This is a genomic window from Pseudomonas arcuscaelestis, from assembly GCF_016881005.1.
Taxonomy (GTDB): domain Bacteria; phylum Pseudomonadota; class Gammaproteobacteria; order Pseudomonadales; family Pseudomonadaceae; genus Aquipseudomonas; species Aquipseudomonas arcuscaelestis.
Genome location: NZ_JACOPV010000010.1, coordinates 15,191 through 32,327 on the forward strand (window position 1 = coordinate 15,191; position 17,137 = coordinate 32,327).

Consider the following 17,137-nt stretch of genomic DNA (forward strand, 5'->3'; position numbering starts at 1 on the left):
AAACCATCGCGCCCAAGGTGAACTTGCCCCGCTATCAATCACACATCGCCTACCGCTCAGGCATGAACCCAGCGCCGGTGCAGGCCGCGGGCCAGGGCATCAAGCATGAACCCCAGCACCCCGATAAGCAGCACCATGGCCATCAACTCCGAGTACGCCAGGCGATCCCGGGTATCAAGAATGAAGTAGCCCAGGCCGGCACTCACCCCAAGCATTTCGCATGGCACCAGCACGATCCACAGAATACCGATCGCCAGGCGCACCCCGGTGAGCACATGGCCGATAACGCCCGGGATAATCACCTTGCACAACGTCTCCCAGCGGGTAGCACTGAGGCTACGGCTCAGTTGCAGCCAGCGCGGATCGAGTTGGCGCACACCGGCGGCAGTATTGAGTAGGATCGGCCATAACGCAGCAAAGGCCAGGAGGAAGTAGATCGGCTGATCGCCTACCCCCATCAACATCACCACCACAGGCATCCACGACAGCGGCGAGATCATGCGCAGGAACTGGAACGCGGGTGTAGTGGCCGACTCAAGGTGGCGATAACTGCCCACCAGCAAACCCAGCGGCACACCGATCAGCAACGCCAACGCCAAGCCCACCAGAATACGCTTGAGGCTGACCCACGCATGCTCGTAGACCTCGCCCTGCCCCAGCAGCTCCACCAGGCTGGCGAGTGTGGCCTGGGGCGAGAACCGCGCCGACAGGCCATCGACTTCGCCAAACAGGTGCACACCCAACCACCACAGCAGCAATAACCCGAGCAAACCGCCCGCACCCAGCGCACCATGCAATAGATGCTTACCCATCAGATTGCGAACTCCTCGTTACGCTCGAAGCTGTCCGGTAAACCGAAAGCCTTCAGTCCACCGACCGCCTCGATGCTGTTGCGCACGAAGCGGTCATCCACCAGGTCGCGGGCAGTCTGCTGCGGATCAAGACCGGCGAGAAAGCCCTTGTCACCTTCAATCAAAGTGTTTTGCAAGCGTCGCACCAATTCCTCGGTATAACTGGGGAAGGGATAGGGCTGGAAGTCGATGCGTTTTTCGTCCCACTGCGCATGTTCAATTGCACCACTGGCGATATAGCGGGCCCGCGCTTCGGCAGACGGTGCCAACACCTGGCTGAGCACCTGCGGCGTGTGTGGGGTATAGCGGTTGGGACCCGCCTTGGACAACAGCGCCGCTGCTTCGGCGCGATGATCCCGCGTCCACAGCTGGGCTTTGACAATGGCGTTGACGACCTTCTGCGACCACTCCGGGCGGTTGTTGAGGTCATGCTCGTGCATGAACACAACGCAACAGGCGTGATTGCGCCAGATGTCACCGGTAAAGCGCTGCACCCGACCCACCTTGAGGTCTTCGGCCAGGGCGTTGAAGGGCTCGGCGACGATGTAGCCGGCAATACGCTTGCTGGCCAATGCCGGCGGCATATCCGACGGCGGCAGCACCACCAGGTTCACCTCGTTGGCCGCAAGCTCGGCGCTGGTCGGTTTCGACACCGGGGTCAGGCCGTGATCACGGAACAGCTGCTGCACCACAACGTTGTGAATCGAATACCAGAACGGAATCGCTACGGTTTGCCCGCCGAGTTGCTTGACCTCGGTAATATTCGGGGCCACGGTCAGACCCGAGCCACCGACATGGTTCCAGGCCACCACCTTGGCCGGCACCTTACTGCCATAGCGCGCCCATACGGTCATCGGCGACAGCAGGTGAATCACGTTGACCTGACCGGAAATGAATGCCTCGATCACCTGCGCCCAACTGCGCAACAGCACCGGCCGCTCGGCCTTGATGCCCTCGGCCTCGAACAGGCCGTTGTTGTGCGCCACCAGCAAAGGGGTGGCATCGGTGATGGGCAAGTAGCCAATACGCACTGGCGCATCCGGATCGCTGGCCGCCCGTGCCTGCAGGCTGCTCAGCAGCGGCATGGCACCGCCAGCAGTCAGCAAGGCGCTGAGTTTGATGAAGTCACGACGAGTGTGGGTGAAGTCGTCCAGGCACATGGGCAGTCTCCGACGGCAGCGGCAAAGGTTCAGGAGTAGGTTCAGGTGTGCGGCTGGCCCGCCGAAGGGTTTTGAGGATGTCGATACGCAACGCGCCCAGTTCCTCGACCCGCTGCGCGCGGGGTTGCGGCAGGTCGATGTGCCATTGGCCGAGAGTGCGCGCCGGGTGGTTGCCCAGTAGCAGCACGCGATCGGACAGCAGCAAGGCTTCGTCGATATCGTGGGTAATCAGGATCGCCGCGGTATTGTGCTGGGCGATCAGTTGCAGCAGCAGTTGTTGCATGTCGGCGCGCGTCACTTCATCGAGGGCACCGAAAGGTTCATCGAGCAGCAGTACTTGCGGTTGTCGCGCCAGGCAACGGGCCAGCGCGGTGCGCTGGGCCATGCCACCGGAAAGCTGCGCCGGATACTGTTCGCGGGCATGCTGCAAACCCACTGCTTCAATAGCGTGGTCGATCCGCGTGCGCCGCTCGCTGGCAGTAACCTTCGGTTGCCGGGCGAAATCCAGGCCGAAGGCGACATTCTTTTCCAGGCTCAGCCAAGGCAACAGGCTGGGGTCCTGAAAGGCTACGGCCAACCGTGGGTGCGGCCCGTGCAGCGGCTCACCCAACAGGCTGACACTGCCACTGCGCGCCTGCTGCAGCCCAGCCAGCACCCGCAGCAGGCTCGACTTACCAACACCACTGGGGCCGAGAAGGGTGATCACTTCACCCGGTGCCAGTTGCAGGTCGAAGTCCTCCAGCACACTTTGCCAGCCTTGCTCACGCGGGTAACCTAGACTGATTGCGCGGGCTTCGAGCAATACTTGGGTCATACCGCCGACGCCTGGCGCTGCAGTTCGGTACGCAGTTGCACAAGGCTTGGGGTAACGATCGGCACGAATGCCGACTCACGCCAACGCCGCGCGAAACCTGCACCATACGCACTCAAGTAAGCCTTGCCACCGCTGGCCTGCAACTCAAGCTGTACGGCATCGGCGGCTGTTTCAGCCAGGGTGATGCGCACCTTGAACAATGCCGCTGGCTGGCCCTGGAAGCGCCCATCGAGCAAGCCATTTTTCAACTCGACAACGGTGTTTTCCAGGCGCTCCTGCAGCACACTCAAGGTCTCGCCGAGAAGCGAACACGTGCCCTGCAGATGCGCCTCAACTTCACGTAACGACCGCCGTGCCAAGCCGACGGCCATGCCACATTGCAGGCCCAGGAACGAAGGGCGAACCGCCGGTAGAAACTGCCTGGCATTCTCATGCAACAGCCAGTCGCTGCTGATGGCTACCTGTTCGAAGTTCAAGGCCGCGGTATTGCTCGATTGCAGCCCCATCAATTGCAGGTCATCCGAGCGCGAAAGCCCAGCTGCGGTGTCGGGGATGGCCAATACGAAGGGGGAAGCGCCCTCTTGTTCAATCGCCGCAGCCACTACAAAGCCGCCCTTGCGCAGGTTGGTAACCCAATGCAAGCGGCCGTCCAGGGTCCAGCCCTGCTCACCGGCAAGCCCCCTGACCTGTAATGCTTCGATACCGGATAGATACTTCATGGCGTTGGACAGTCCGGTAGCGCCGGCCAGTTCGCCGCTGAGCAGGCCAGGCAGCAGACGCTCGCGCAAGGCACTGTTGGGGCTGTGCAACAGGTATTCGATGAAGGCACGCTGACCCCAGAACACAAAGGCTGCAGCCAATGAATGGCTAGCCACGTTGGCGACGGTTTCCACCGCGTCGGCCACCGAGCCACCGCTGCCGCCCTGGGCTGGATCAATGCCAACACGCAACACCTGTGCTGCCGCCAGTTGTCCCAGCACTTCCTGCGGATCGCAGTGCCCCAGATCGAGGGCTTCGGCCTGTGCATCCAGCCACGTGACCAATGCAGGATCGAGCATGTCGTTTACTCCTTTAAAAAAAGCGCCAGCCTGCGCCGGCGCCCAGGGATCGTTATGCCGAAGGCTGCCAGCGGTACTTGCTCAGCTCATCATTGAGCGGCGTCTGGGCAAACACATTAGCAAAGTTGCACAGGGTGGCGAGGCTCACGCCGAGAATCACCTCCAGAGCGTGGCCTTCACCATAACCAGCGTCGCGAAAAGCGCTGTACGCGGCATCACTCACATTGCCGCGGGTAGCGATAACTTCACGGGTGAACGCGGCCAGGGCTTCGAGTTTTTCCTGCGGCAGTTCTCCACGGGCGCGCAGAGCATCGACCACCTCTTGCGGCAGCTTGGCCTTGTTCAGGGCCACGGCCGTATGGCCGGCCACACAGAAGTCGCAACCGTGATTGGTGGCCGCCACCAGTTGCACCACTTCGCGCTCGGCCAGATTCAGTTCAGCCTTGCCGTTGAGGGCCGAAACGGTAACGTAGGTTTCCAGCGCGGCCGGGGCATTGGCCAACACGCCCAGCAGGTTGGGAATGAAGCCGGAATTTTTCTGGGCGTTTTCCAGAAAAGGGCGAGCAGCTTCAGGGGCGCTTTGCAGCGTGTGTAGAGTAATGCGCGACATGGTGTGGTCTCCTGCATACTAGGGTGTCGCACAAGTCTGTTGGTTATAAGAAATACCTTCCATATTCTAGAGTCGCTATTACTTGCTCCTGAGTCTTTCCATTAGATGATTTCATCCAGCCCTGTTGTCGATTGGTTATTAGAAAGCCTTGAGCTAGACGCCAGCCTGTTCCATGTCGGGCGCTACTGTGGTGGTTGGCACGCCAGCACCCACGGTTTGGCACGGGCCAGCTTTCACCTCGTGGTGCAAGGACATTGCTGGCTGCATATCGCCAGTCAGCCCCAGGCCTTGGCCCTTGAGGCCGGTGATGCCGTGTTCCTGCTGCGCGACCTTGAGTACCGGCTTTCTGGTACTGGCGACTGCGAACTGGCGCTGCAGCTACCGCGCATGGCCATGCTGCCGCTGGACAGCGGAGCCAACGACGGTGTGGGATTGGTGTGCGGGTTCTTTCACTTTCAGCCTGGGCTCTCGTCGCTGATCATCGACGGCCTTCCCGACTGGACTATCCTGCGTGCCGGTGACCCGGCGTTGAGCGCCGCAACCGCCCTGTTCGAGCTGATCCTCGCTGAATGCCAGCGTCAGCCCGCGCCCTCCTCGGCCTTGCTCGAACGCCTGAGTCATTTGCTGTTTCTCTATGTGCTGCGCCAGCAAGTCCAAGCTGATCTGCCAATGGCCGGCCTGGTAACCCTGGCGCGCCACCCGCAGTTCGCTGCGCTGGTAGAGCAACTGATCGCACACCCGGAGCAGCCCTGGCCGCTGGAAAGCATGGCCGCCTGCACCGGCCTGTCGCGCTCGGCCTTCTTCAAGCGTTTCAGCGAACTGGCCGGGCAATCGCCTGGACAAGTGTTGCTGGCGCTGCGCATGCGCCATGCCTGCCAATTGCTCAAGGCCCACAACACCGTCGAACAGGTATGCGCTAGCGTGGGCTATCAATCTATTGCGGCTTTTACCCGCGCCTTTGGCAAGGCCATGGGTGTACAGCCGGGCGCTTACCGGCGTCAGCATGAGGGGCGCTGAAACAATCACCGCTCTGTAGTCGAACTCAGGCCAATTTAGGCACCAGAGTCCGTACTGGAAGGTTCTGGTTGTTGTAAATGTTTACCCTCATTCTGCTGTTCCCCACCGTCAGTGCCTTGCACCGGCATTGCTACACATCCACCAAAATGTTGAAGCCACCAAAGATCATCCGCTGCCCATCAAACGGCATCGGGTTCTTGTCCGGCTGCAGGCGTGGGTCTTCCATCATTTTCTTCATCCCAGCATCACGCACCTGTCGAGACGGCCATAGAATCCAGGAAAACACCACGGTTTCATCTGGTTTGCATTTGACCGCCATCGGAAACGAAGTCAGTTTGCCGTCAGGTACATCATCCCCCCAGCACTCAATAACGCGCTGGGCGCCGCACTCCTTGAACACCACCGCCGCTTCCTCGGCATGCTGCTTAAATTGCTCCCGATTGGCAGTAGGTACGGCGATCACAAAACCATCGACATAAGACATAGCGTGTTCTCCTGTGCAGGGATTGAAGCGATCCGTTCGATCTATGCAGTAGTCGATTCACAGCGCACTGTTTCGACACAGCCAGACGGACACCGACAAGCGGTACGGCATTCTTTGCATTCCTAGTGAGAGAAGCGCCAGCACCTAGCCCTGACCGCACCGACCTTTGCACTCAATCACTACGCCCAGACAAAAAGTTGACTAACTGACGACCGTGACTGCTGAGCGACGCCCATCCCCGAATGCACAAGCGCAGTTCAAGGGTGGCCCACCCCTCTTCGAGTAACACCATGCGTACCGGCAGCTCCTGCTCCATGCGCAGCGCAATGGCCTGCGGCAGCATGGCAATACCAGCCCGTTGGGCAACCAGTTGGGCGATGGCTTCGAAGCTCGGCGCACGCACGCGAATATGCAGGGGCATGGCTTCTTTGATGGCCCGTTCTTCGACAAAGCGCTGCATGGCCCGCTCGGCCGGCATGCCAATGAAGGGATAGCCCAAGGCGTCGCGCAAGCGGGTCTGCTCGCGCTCTGCCAAAGGGTGCTCATGAGGCACCAGCATCACCAAGCGTTCATTGCAAAAGGGCAATGACATCACCCCATCGCTGATGACACTGCCATCAAACACACCTATCTCGCATTCACCAGAAAGCACCGCACGCATCACGTCCGCGCTTCTGAATTCGCTCAACTGCAAGTCAACCTCGGGATAGTCGGCAAGAAACTTTCCCAGCACCGCAGGTAACAGACTGCTGGTGGTCACGGTGGTTGCGGCCAGCCGCAAAGTGATACGGCGCTGTCCGGCAAGTTCCTTGAGTATGTCTTGCAGCTTTTGCGCTTCGGCCAGCACGCTGCCGGCCGCTTCCAGCACCAGGCGGCCGGCCGGGGTGAGCTGCATGCCGTCGGCCTTGCGGGTGAACAGGATGACGCCACAGCGCTCTTCCAGCAGGCGCAGTCGCGTGCTGGCGGCTGAGACGGCAACCGGGATGCTGGCGGCGGCCTTGCTCAAGCTGCCGGAAGTGGAAATGGCCGTGAGCAGGCGCAAATCAGCAAGATCAAAGTGCACAAGGTTTCTCTTTTGGCGAAGGCCACGTTCGTAGAAATGCGATTCTGCGCCAACGGCGTTCACTTTAGAATAACCCCAATGAACCTTTCTTTATCAGGCCGCCAATGAATCGTTTGCGTGGATTGTTCCAGCGTTGTGTCCAGAACGGCAGCCTGTTTGCGGTGTTGTCGGCATTGGGTTTCAGCCTCAAGGCTATTTTCGTCAAGCTGTCCTACGCCGACAGCCAGGTGGATGCAATCACCCTGTTGGCCATGCGCATGGGGCTGTCTCTGCCACTGTTTGCCTGGCTGGTATGGGCCAGCCGCGGCCCAAGCAATGCACCGCTGGGTCTTGGTGATGGTGTGCGGGTAATGCTCTTGGGGCTGTTCGGCTATTACTTGGCGAGCTTGTTCGACTTCTATGGTTTGCAGTACATCAGCGCCGGCCTTGAGCGGCTTATTCTGTTCATCTACCCGACCCTGGTATTGATCTTTCAAGCCATTGCCCTGCGAGAGCGCCCTACCCCGCGCACGCTGGCGGCGATGGGTTTGTGCTATTTGGGCCTGGGCATCGCCTTCGTGCATGACGTCAGCGTTGCCGGCCTGGGTGGTCAGGTGATACTAGGCGCGGCGTGGGTGTTTGCGAGTGCGGTGACCTATGCGCTGTATTACTCGGGCACCGGCATCATGCTCAAGCGCATGAGTTCCATGCGCCTGGCCGGGTTGGCTGGCGGCGCTTCGGCGGTGATGGTTCTGGTGCATTACCTATTGGTTGCCGATTTCAGCGTGCTCTGGCAATTGCCGGGTTCGGTGTGGGTGTATGCCGCCTTGATGGCGCTGGTCTCCACCGTGCTGCCGATCTATTGGGTGGCACTGGCGATCCAGCGCATGGGCGCTACGCATACTGCTGCCGTCGGAAACCTGGGTCCGGTGTTGACGGTGTTTGCGTCCTGGGCAGTACTGAGCGAAGAAGTTTCGATCTATCAGATTATCGGCCTGGCCCTGGTGCTGTTTGGCGTCTCCCGTTTGAAGCCGCGCCAGGCAACAACCAAGGCGCGGACAACTGAGCCATCCGCCACGGTTGCGCAAAAAACATAATGGATCAGGTCAACTAAACTTCAGGGTTCTGGCGCCGAAAATAGCGCCAGTTTGCCAACAGTAGTTACATCCACTGAGTTGACCTGAGTACACACCATCATGTGTAAATCATGTGCTTCAACTTCCTCTTCAAACTCAACTGATCGGCGTCGTTTTCTTCGTATTGCCGGACTTGGAGCAGGCGCCCTGCTGCTCGCCGGCACCCTGCCAGGCAAACTTGCCACGGCAGCCGAGAAAACCTCTACGCCTCCAAAACCTCAAAACGCAATCGGCCCCGAGCAGGCGTTGCAGCGATTGATAGCGGGCAATGAGCGGTATGTGAGCGGGAATTCGCAAACCCATGACTTCAAGGATGAGCGCGAAGCGTTGGTATCTGGCCAGAACCCGTTTGTCGCGGTGCTTAGTTGCTCCGACTCACGGATCGCTCCCGAGTATGCGTTCGACACCGCACGCGGCGATCTTTTCGCAATACGTGTAGCAGGCAACTTCGTCACCGCAGAAGGACTGGCCAGCCTTGAATATGCCGTCGCCGTACTCGGCGCCCCGCTGATCCTGGTGCTGGGTCACGAAAGCTGTGGCGCCATCGAGGCGGGGATCAAAGCGATTAAAGATCAAACCGTGTTCCCTGGGCACATTCCGAAACTGACTGAGGCGCTCAAACCCTCAATCGAAAAGGTGCTCAAGCAACCCGGCAATCTGATGGAAAATGCCATCGCACAAAACGTCAAAGACTCGGTCCAGAGTCTCAACAATGCCACGCCACTGCTTACTGAGGCACTTGGAAAAGGAACGTTGAAGATAGTCGGTGGCGTCTATCGTTTGAGCACCGGCAAAGTCGAATTGATTGCTTGATCGCAAACCGGGCAAGGAAGTCCGGCCGACGCATGGGGCTACACTGATTGTCCCAGTCCCGGTTTCGGAGACCTACGATGACCCGTAAAAATACAATATGCCTGTGGTTCGACGGCACGGCGTTGGACGCTGCGCAATTCTACGCCCAGACCTTCCCCGACAGCGCTGTGGTCGCAGTGAACCACGCCCCAGGCGATTACCCTTCGGGCAAGACCGGCGATGTTTTGACCGTGGAATTCACGGTGATGGGCATTCCCTGCCTGGGCCTCAATGGAGGCCCCACATTCAAGCACTGCGAAGCGTTCTCCTTTCAAGTAGCGACCGACGACCAGGCCGAAACCGATCGCTTCTGGAGTGCGATTGTCAGCAACGGCGGCGAGGAAAGTGTCTGTGGTTGGTGCAGGGACAAGTGGGGTATTTCATGGCAGATCACACCGCGAATTCTGACCCAGGCAATCACCCATACCGATCGGGCAGCGGCCAAGCGCGCCTTCGAGGCGATGATGGAAATGGGCAAGATAGATATTGCGGGGATTGAAGCCGCACTCAAAGGCTGAAGCAGCATTGCACTCGACGGTGAGCAAGGTGAGTCCTTTCACGCTCGCCGTTTTTCTTCTGCGATTATCAGGTGCTGGGGGTTACAGGTTTAGCGACTTAGAATTTGTACTTGGCAGTCAGCATGTAGTTACGCGGATTACCGTAGGTATCGGTGGAGCCCCACTTCACGTCGGAACCAATCGCTGAGTAGTAGACGCGATCGAAGACGTTGTTGGCGTTGAGTTGCAGGTCGAGATGCTTGTTCACCTCGTAGCCGGCCATCAGGTCGGTAATTGCATAGCTGCCTTGTTCGACCCGATAGCTGCCACCGGTGACATCCACATCGTTATACATGCGACTCTGCCAGTAGACGTTGCCGCCGACACGCAGCTTTTCCAATGGGCCTTTGAAGCGGTAGAGGGTCGATACTTTGAACAGGTGTTCCGGCTGTTCAGGAAGAACAGCCTGGTTCTCTTTGGACGGGTCCTGGTCCTTGATGTAATGGGCACGGGTATAGGTGTAACCGGCACCCACCTGCCATTGCTCGGTCAACGCACCTTGCAGCTCCAGATCAAACCCTTGGCTGCGCACCTTGCCAGCGGCCTGGTAGCAGTCGAGCTTCGGGCAACCCACCGGGTTATCCACTTGTACCGCGCGGTTCAACTGGTCGACCTGGAACACCGCCAGGCTGGCGTTGAGGGCGCCCTCGAAGTACTCACCCTTGATGCCGATTTCATAGTTTTCACCGACGATAGGCTTGAGCACACTGCGCGACAGGTCTTTCTCGGTTTGCGGCGTGAAAATATCGGTGTAGCTGGCATACACCGAGTAGGTGTCGTTGATGTCGTAGATCAGACCGCCATAACGCGTAACGTTACGGGTGACTTTGTAGTCGCCATCGCCGGCTTGCGGGTCAACTACCTCTGGCCTGTTGTCATAGTCATACCAGTCCAGGCGACCACCGAGAATCAAGGTGAGCGGGTCGGCCAGGCTCAGTCGGGTGGTCAGGTAAACCCCCTTCTGCGTGGTGACTTCATGATCGTCGTTGGTGCGCACAAAGTTCGGCTTCGGCGCACCGATTGGCAGGCTGAACACATAGGGGCTGTAGTTATGCGTGGTCACGTCAGACTGACGGCTGCTGGTGCCGACGACCACTTCATGGCTGCGGCCGAATGCTTCAACCGGGCCACTGGCAAATACGTCATAGGCCGTTTTGACTTCATCGTAGCGCGCTTGCCAGGCAGTGGTTGCCAGCGGGCCGCTGTAGCGTGACAGATAGGTGCCGGAGAACAGTGCTTTCTGCGTCGCTTGAGACGCCGCCAGGTGCAGTTCCCAATCGTTGGCAAAGCGATGTTTGACTTCGCCAAACACGGTATTGATGTCTTGGGTCTTGTCTTCCCAATCGGTGCCTGGATACGTGGAGCGTGGCAGATCCAAATGATGACCGTTGGTGCCGATTGGCAGGCCGCCCCAGAAGAAGTTGGTCCGGTCATGCTGACGGGAGAAGCCCAGGGTTGCGGTGGTGTCTTCACTCAGGTCTGCCTCGCCCACGGCATAGAACACGCCGTGATCACTGTTCTCCTTGTCGCGGAAGGTGTCGGCATCGCGGTACGAGCCTACAACTCGACCGCGCAGGGTGCCGCTTTCGTTCAGCGGGCTGGAGGCATCGATTTCCCCTCGGTTGTCATCCCAACTGCCGGTAGCCCCGGTCAAGGTCACTTGCTGGTCGACAGTCGGGCGCTTGCGCACCATGTTGATCGCCGCCGAAGGGTTACCGCTACCGGTGATCAAGCCGGTTGCCCCACGAATAATCTCGACCCGATCAAACATCGCCAGGTTCGGCTGTACACCTACCCCCCACCCCGAATACGACGTCGGCAGGGCGTCGTACATGATGTTATCGATGTCGAAACCGCGAGCGCTATAGGTTTGCCGCCCCGGACCGCTGGACTGGCTGAGGAACAGGCCGGGGGTCGCCTTGACCACGTCATTGACACTGGTCATGGCCTGGTCATCCATGCGCTGGCGGGTAATCACCGTCACCGCCTGCGGGGTTTCACGCATGGTCAGGGGCAGCTTGGTAGCGGTCTGCATGGCGCCGGTGGTATACGAGCCTGTACCTTCGGTGGTCTGACCCAAGCCAGTGGAGTTGATGCTCAAGGCATCAAGGATCATCGTTTCGCCATCACCGGCCTGGGCGGCAGGCTTGTCGTCAGCCGAAGCAACCGCGACCGGTTCCTGGGCAACAGCGAAGGGGGCGGCGCTTGCCAGTGAGACAGCAACAGCGAGGGCGCGGGGCCAAAAAGGGTGCACGCAGACTTCTCCTTACATTTGCAGGTGTGTAATTCAGCGATTGGGGTGCGCGGGTGTCTCAGAGGCAGGCGTAACGGGTAGGTCAGACTGCGGATCGAAACGGCTGTTGCCCGGCTCGGAAACAGCAAATACGATTACTTTTGATAATCGTTATCATTAGCTTGTCAGAATGTGTCGCAAATAAAAAGACTTGGCGGCCTGTTTTTTGACGAATTTTTCACATCCCCTGCGCACTACCCTGCCCGTCTCTCGAAAAATGGGGAGGTTGCGCGTTTCGCCGATGGCTGCGCTGTCAAAGAAAAAGGGGCCGTAAATGGCCCCTTTCAGACAACGACTGCTCGTACGCGTCAGTTGGTGTAGATCGTCTGTCCACGGAATACGGTCTGCACAACTTTGGTATCGGCGATTTGTTCGGGTTTGCCCTGCTCGACCAAACTGAACAGGTTGCGATCTAGCACAATGAAATCGGCTGACTTACCCGGTTCAATCGAGCCGATAATTTTGTCTTGGCGAACCGCTCGAGCGCCGTTGATGGTGTAAGCGTCCAGCATCTGCTCCAACGTGGCCGACTGCTCCGCGTTGTAGGCGGGCTCACCAGGAATGGCGCGGGTGATACCGGCAGCGATATTCATGAATGGACGCGGGTCGCGCGAGTCGACTGGCGCATCACTGCCCGCAACCAGAACCGCCCCGGCCTTGTAGGAGCTTTGCACCGGGTAGGTGGCATTCCAGGTGTAGTTGTTTTTGTTGTAGAGCAGGTCGTTGATGTCCTGGCCCTTTTTACTCTTCTCCAGAAATGGGGTGATCAGCACGTCATACTCTGGCTGCTGATTGATCCAAGCGTAGGTATAGGTCAAAAAGACGCCCAGTTCGCCGAGGCGGCGTTGATCGTCCGGATGGATCACCTGCAAGTGGGCAAGGGTATGCGGGATATGGCTGTTGCCATTGCGTTGCCGCGCAGCCTCAAGCGCATCAAGAGCCACCCGCGTGGCACGGTCGCCAATGCTATGTACATGGATGGCGAAACCATCGGCATCGAGTGCACTGGCGTAGTTCTTGAAGTCCTCATCGCGGTAATTGACGATACCGTTATTCTTGGAATCTTCGCTGTCGGCGCTGACAGTGATCGCGCCAGTGTCCTCATTGAGTTTTAGATGGGGGGTTTGATAGGTATGCAACATCCCGGCGTTGGGTGAAAACGGCGGATTACTGAACGAGTCGCCTTCAAGCACACCATCGGCAAATATCTTCACCGCATCGGCCTTGATCAGCGGGTTGTCAGCGAACGCGGCGCGTACTTCCTGGGCTTTTTTCAAGTGACCGGCAATATCGACCTTGCCCTTATAGTCATCGTCAATGAAACAGGTGGCAGCCGTGACCCGCATGTTCAGCAGGTTCTGCGTTTGCATCTTCACCAACTGTTCACGGATGAAATCGTTGCTACACGCATCCTGGATACTGGTGATACCACTTTGCGCCATGACCTTGGCGACGTCCGGAAGGATATCGCCATAGATTTTTTCACCGCGCGGATCGCCCGGTTTTTGCGCGAACATGTCGAAGTTGCCCACCGGGATCTTTTCTTTCGCCGCATCACGTACCACCCCGGTGTCGAGGCTGACATACGGCGCCAGCTCGGCGAATACCCCGCCCTTGCCCAGCGTCTTGGGGTTGAAACCGATGCTGTTGCCCTGCTCGTCTTCAGCCATGCTCAAGGCTTTGGAGTTATAGGCACTGGCATGGCCGTCGACCCCGGACAAGATGATCGGATGACCATCGGCAGCTGCATCGAGGGCTGCAAGAATGGTCTTGTATTGGGCCGTCGGTTCGTTGCCTTCATAGGGAACCCACTGGTCGATCTTAAGCCAGGCACCCGGCTCACTCGCGTAACGAGGGAGGCACTCCTTCACCTTGCTGGCCAATTGATCGAGATTCACCGCCTTGCCTTGCAGATCGCAGACATCCAGCGCGACCGTACCCAGCACATGGATATGGTTGTCATGCAGCCCCGGCAGCACCATTTTCCCGCCCAGGTCGACGACCTGAAAACCTTGCTTGATGAAGCTTTCTGCCCCCTCTCGGTTACCGGCGTAAACAAATTTGTCATCGGCCACGGCGATGGCTTCGACTTTTTGGTGCTGGCGATTCTGGGTGTAGATCTCGCCATTGAGGTACACCGTGTTCTTACCGCTGTCGACGGTTGCAGCCAACGCTTGTCCGCAGCCAACAACCCCTGCGATCAGGGCGATGGAGGAAAGCGATAGGTGTTGTTTTTGTTTTGAGCGCATACCTTCTCCGATAAATTACAGTAAATACTGTAATCTGATCTTCTACCAGCGTTGCGCAACAGCGTCAATTGTCGAGATTTGACTCCATCGACCGAGTCAATGTGAAATGCGGGCCAATGAACGATAAGGCTGGGTGCTGGATGACTTCGCAAGACTTGAGAATGCGCCGCGAGCCGCGGCAACAGCGGACCTTGGCGATCATCGAAAAGGTCGAACAAGCAACGTTGGCGCTGCTCAAGGAGGGCGGCATCACCCAGCTCAACACCAATGCCATTGCCGAGCGCTCCGGCATCGACATCAAATCGCTCTATCGGTTTTTCCCCAACAAGGAAGCAATCGTCTATCGCTTGGCCGAGCAATGGCTGACGGAAATCCGCAGTCGAGAAAAGGCACTGTATGAAAGCGAACTCAGCCTGGTACAAATCTGGGACGCGCTGGATGACATGATCGATGGCATCGAGCAGCAGTACTCGGGTTACAGCGCACTCTGGCAGGCAATGGATGTGATACCCGCATTGCATGGCCTGGAGCAGGAACATGAAGCGATCCACATCGCCAACATGGTGGAACTGCTGAAAAAGCATGGCTGCTGCTGGCCGCAGAAGGAAATCACCGAACTTGCCCGGTATCTGTATCGAACCTGGGATGTGGTCAAGCAAGGCAGCATCGAACAAGGCGAAGCACGTGGCCTGATGTGGCGCGCACATAAAAAATGGCAACACCGGCTGCTCTTGTCGGCAGTTGAATGCCAGGACTGCGCTGCGTTTGAACGGGATCTTCTGGTTTAGACCGCGCGTTATGCAAGGCCTGCTCTTACCACACCTTCATCCTAGCGCAGGCAGGCTGTAGCGCTCGGCAAAGTAGTGTCGGAAGAACTCCACCGCCACGCGCACCTTTGCCGAGCTTGCCAGCGGCGAGGTATAGACCGCCCAGATATCCGCCGGTTGGTGATAGTCGCCCAGCACCTGGACCAGTCGCCCATCCTCCAGGCTGTCATGTACATCCCACCACGAGCGCAGCAATATCCCCCGTCCATCCAGGCACCACTGATGAGCTACCTCGCCATGGTTGCTCGACAAGCCGCCAGTGACCCGTACGCTCTCCTCACCTTGGGGTCCTTCTAGCTGCCAGATGCCAAAGGGGTGGTCGCGTTCCTTGATCACCAGGCAGTCATGGCTGCCCAGCTCGGCCAGCACTTTGGGCGTGCCACGGCGCGCCAGGTAGGCGGGTGAGGCACACAGCACCCGGCGGTTCCGGGCCAGGGGTTTGGCGATCAGGTTAGGGGCAATGATGTTGCCAACCCGGATATCCAGGTCCACGCCCTCCTCGATCAAATCCACCAAGCGGTCGTGAACATCCAGCCTTATGTCCAGGCGCGGATACCGCTCGGCCAATTCCGACAAGGCCGGGGCCACGAGGCGCCGCCCCAGACCCAGGCTGCTGGCAATGCGCAATTGTCCTGCCGGCTCGCGGTGCTGGGCGCTGATGTCGTCCCCCATGCGCTGCACCGCATCGAAAATCTGTTGCGCCCATTGGTAAACCCGCTCGCCCTCCTCGCTAATGGTCACCCGGCGAGTGGTGCGATGCAGCAAGCGTACTTCAAGGGTTTGCTCGAGCACGCGAATGCGCTTGCTGACAAAGGCCGCCGACATGCCCAGCTCATCAGCCACCGCGGCGAAGCTGGCGCGCTTGGCCACCTGAAGAAAGATATTGAGATCGTCGAGGCTAGGAAGATTATTCACGTTTCGTGTTCTAAGAATCAATGAATGGCGAGATTATCTCTGAATCAAGCCCTTATAGCATGGTCGGCACCTGTTCCCTAGACAACGAGTGCGCCCCATGAGCAAGACTTTCAAAATCGCCGCAATTCCTGGTGACGGCATCGGCCTCGAAGTTCTCCCCGAAGGTATTCGCGTAGTCGAGGCTGCTGCGCGCAAGCACGGCCTGGACATCAGCTTTGAATTCTTCGAGTGGGCCAGCTGCGATTACTACTTGGCTCACGGCAAGATGATGCCGGACGATTGGTTCGAGCAGCTCAAGGGTTTCGACGCCTTGTACTTCGGCGCCGTGGGTTGGCCAGACAAGGTGCCGGACCACATCTCCCTGTGGGGCTCGCTGCTCAAGTTCCGTCGCGACTTCGACCAGTACGTAAACATTCGCCCAGTGCGCCTGTTCCCGGGCGTACCTTGCCCCCTGGCCGGCCGCGAGCCAGGTAATATCGACTTCGTGGTTATCCGCGAAAACACCGAAGGCGAATACTCGTCCCTGGGCGGGCGCATGTTCGAAGGCACCGAAAACGAATTTGTCCTGCAAGAATCGGTGTTCACTCGCCGCGGCGTTGATCGCATCCTCAAGTACGCCTTCGATGTGGCCCAGACCCGCGAACGCAAGCATGTCACTTCGGCGACCAAGTCCAACGGCATGGCCGTGAGCATGCCGTACTGGGATGAGCGCACCGCCGCCATGGCTGCCAATTATCCGGAAATCAGCTGGGACAAGCAGCACATTGATATCCTCTGCGCCCGTTTCGTGTTGCAACCGGATCGCTTCGACGTCGTTGTAGCCTCGAACCTGTTCGGCGACATCCTTTCCGACCTCGGTCCAGCCTGCGCTGGCACCATCGGAATCGCGCCATCGGCCAACCTCAACCCAGAGCGCAAATTCCCATCCCTGTTCGAACCCGTACACGGCTCGGCGCCGGACATTTTCGGCCAGAACATCGCCAACCCGATCGCGATGATCTGGTCCGGTGCGCTGATGCTCGAGTTCCTCGGTAACGACGGTGCCGACGCACGCTATCGCGCAGCCCACGATGACATTCTCAAGGCCATCGAACAGGTCATTGCTGCCGGTGACACCACGCGAGACATGGGTGGGCAGAAATCGACCCAGGAAGTCGGCCAGGCCATCACCGCACTGATCGAAGCCTGAGAAAGCAGGGCCAACCATCAGAATTGTCTGACAAACCATCCTTCACCCTCTTGCTAGCGGCGTGGATTAAATGCAAAATCTGT

General features: G+C 58.7%; 16 protein-coding genes. 6 read left to right on the forward strand and 10 right to left on the reverse strand.

Features of this window, described 5'->3' with window-relative positions:
* Positions 1-56: 56 nt before the first annotated feature.
* From H8F21_RS16335 to H8F21_RS16355, 5 genes are read right to left on the reverse strand one after another with little or no spacing between them, the layout of a single operon-like run.
* Entirely contained in the window at positions 57-812 is a 756-nt protein-coding gene (locus H8F21_RS16335; RefSeq protein ID WP_203481227.1) for an ABC transporter permease, read from the reverse strand.
* Positions 812-2,011, reverse strand: coding sequence for an ABC transporter substrate-binding protein (locus H8F21_RS16340; protein WP_136477049.1), 1,200 nt, complete (start codon positions 2,009-2,011; stop codon positions 812-814). Before H8F21_RS16340 ends, H8F21_RS16335 begins: the two co-directional genes overlap by 1 nt.
* The gene (locus H8F21_RS16345) at positions 1,977-2,825 is read right to left on the reverse strand and encodes an ABC transporter ATP-binding protein (protein WP_203481225.1); all 849 of its coding nucleotides are present in this window, start codon (positions 2,823-2,825) and stop codon (positions 1,977-1,979) included. Before H8F21_RS16345 ends, H8F21_RS16340 begins: the two co-directional genes overlap by 35 nt.
* Complete coding sequence (locus tag H8F21_RS16350; protein WP_203481223.1) at positions 2,822-3,883, reverse strand: acyl-CoA dehydrogenase family protein; 1,062 nt, start codon at positions 3,881-3,883, stop codon at positions 2,822-2,824. Before H8F21_RS16350 ends, H8F21_RS16345 begins: the two co-directional genes overlap by 4 nt.
* 52 nt (positions 3,884-3,935) lie before the next feature.
* Positions 3,936-4,493: a carboxymuconolactone decarboxylase family protein gene (locus tag H8F21_RS16355; protein WP_203481221.1), complete on the reverse strand. Its 558-nt coding sequence runs from the start codon at positions 4,491-4,493 to the stop codon at positions 3,936-3,938.
* 105 nt (positions 4,494-4,598) lie between these two features.
* Here H8F21_RS16355 and H8F21_RS16360 point away from each other — a divergent pair, with 105 nt between their 5' ends.
* Positions 4,599-5,510, forward strand: coding sequence for an AraC family transcriptional regulator (locus tag H8F21_RS16360; RefSeq protein ID WP_203585043.1), 912 nt, complete (start codon positions 4,599-4,601; stop codon positions 5,508-5,510).
* Positions 5,511-5,640: 130 nt separating this feature from the next.
* Here H8F21_RS16360 and H8F21_RS16365 read toward each other — a convergent pair whose 3' ends face one another.
* The gene (locus tag H8F21_RS16365) at positions 5,641-5,994 is read right to left on the reverse strand and encodes a DUF1428 domain-containing protein (protein ID WP_136477054.1); all 354 of its coding nucleotides are present in this window, start codon (positions 5,992-5,994) and stop codon (positions 5,641-5,643) included.
* Between the two features lie 172 nt (positions 5,995-6,166).
* Positions 6,167-7,057, reverse strand: coding sequence for a LysR substrate-binding domain-containing protein (locus H8F21_RS16370; RefSeq protein ID WP_203481217.1), 891 nt, complete (start codon positions 7,055-7,057; stop codon positions 6,167-6,169).
* 104 nt (positions 7,058-7,161) lie between these two features.
* Between H8F21_RS16370 and H8F21_RS16375 the strand changes: the two genes are divergently transcribed.
* The 3 genes from H8F21_RS16375 to H8F21_RS16385 all read left to right on the forward strand — a co-directional run bounded on the left by H8F21_RS16375 (position 7,162) and on the right by H8F21_RS16385 (position 9,542).
* Positions 7,162-8,133, forward strand: coding sequence for a DMT family transporter (locus H8F21_RS16375; RefSeq protein WP_203481215.1), 972 nt, complete (start codon positions 7,162-7,164; stop codon positions 8,131-8,133).
* Between the two features lie 99 nt (positions 8,134-8,232).
* On the forward strand, positions 8,233-8,985 hold the full coding sequence (locus H8F21_RS16380) for a carbonic anhydrase (protein WP_203481213.1): 753 nt from the start codon (positions 8,233-8,235) through the stop codon (positions 8,983-8,985).
* A gap of 77 nt (positions 8,986-9,062) precedes the next feature.
* On the forward strand, positions 9,063-9,542 hold the full coding sequence (locus tag H8F21_RS16385; RefSeq protein WP_203481211.1) for a VOC family protein: 480 nt from the start codon (positions 9,063-9,065) through the stop codon (positions 9,540-9,542).
* A gap of 97 nt (positions 9,543-9,639) precedes the next feature.
* On the opposite strand, the gene H8F21_RS16390 is transcribed toward H8F21_RS16385, so the two are convergent.
* A complete protein-coding gene (locus H8F21_RS16390) occupies positions 9,640-11,835 on the reverse strand; it encodes a TonB-dependent siderophore receptor (protein ID WP_413243044.1) in 2,196 nt (731 codons plus the stop codon).
* Positions 11,836-12,182: 347 nt separating this feature from the next.
* Positions 12,183-14,123: an amidohydrolase gene (locus H8F21_RS16395; protein WP_203481209.1), complete on the reverse strand. Its 1,941-nt coding sequence runs from the start codon at positions 14,121-14,123 to the stop codon at positions 12,183-12,185.
* A 140-nt stretch (positions 14,124-14,263) separates the two neighbouring features.
* Between H8F21_RS16395 and H8F21_RS16400 the strand changes: the two genes are divergently transcribed.
* Positions 14,264-14,911, forward strand: a complete 648-nt coding sequence (locus tag H8F21_RS16400) for a TetR/AcrR family transcriptional regulator (protein WP_168198479.1) — start codon at positions 14,264-14,266, stop codon at positions 14,909-14,911.
* Positions 14,912-14,947: 36 nt separating this feature from the next.
* Here H8F21_RS16400 and H8F21_RS16405 read toward each other — a convergent pair whose 3' ends face one another.
* Positions 14,948-15,865, reverse strand: a complete 918-nt coding sequence (locus tag H8F21_RS16405; RefSeq protein ID WP_203481207.1) for a LysR substrate-binding domain-containing protein — start codon at positions 15,863-15,865, stop codon at positions 14,948-14,950.
* A gap of 97 nt (positions 15,866-15,962) precedes the next feature.
* Here H8F21_RS16405 and H8F21_RS16410 point away from each other — a divergent pair, with 97 nt between their 5' ends.
* Entirely contained in the window at positions 15,963-17,054 is a 1,092-nt protein-coding gene (locus H8F21_RS16410; RefSeq protein WP_203481205.1) for a tartrate dehydrogenase, read from the forward strand.
* Positions 17,055-17,137: the final 83 nt, after the last annotated feature.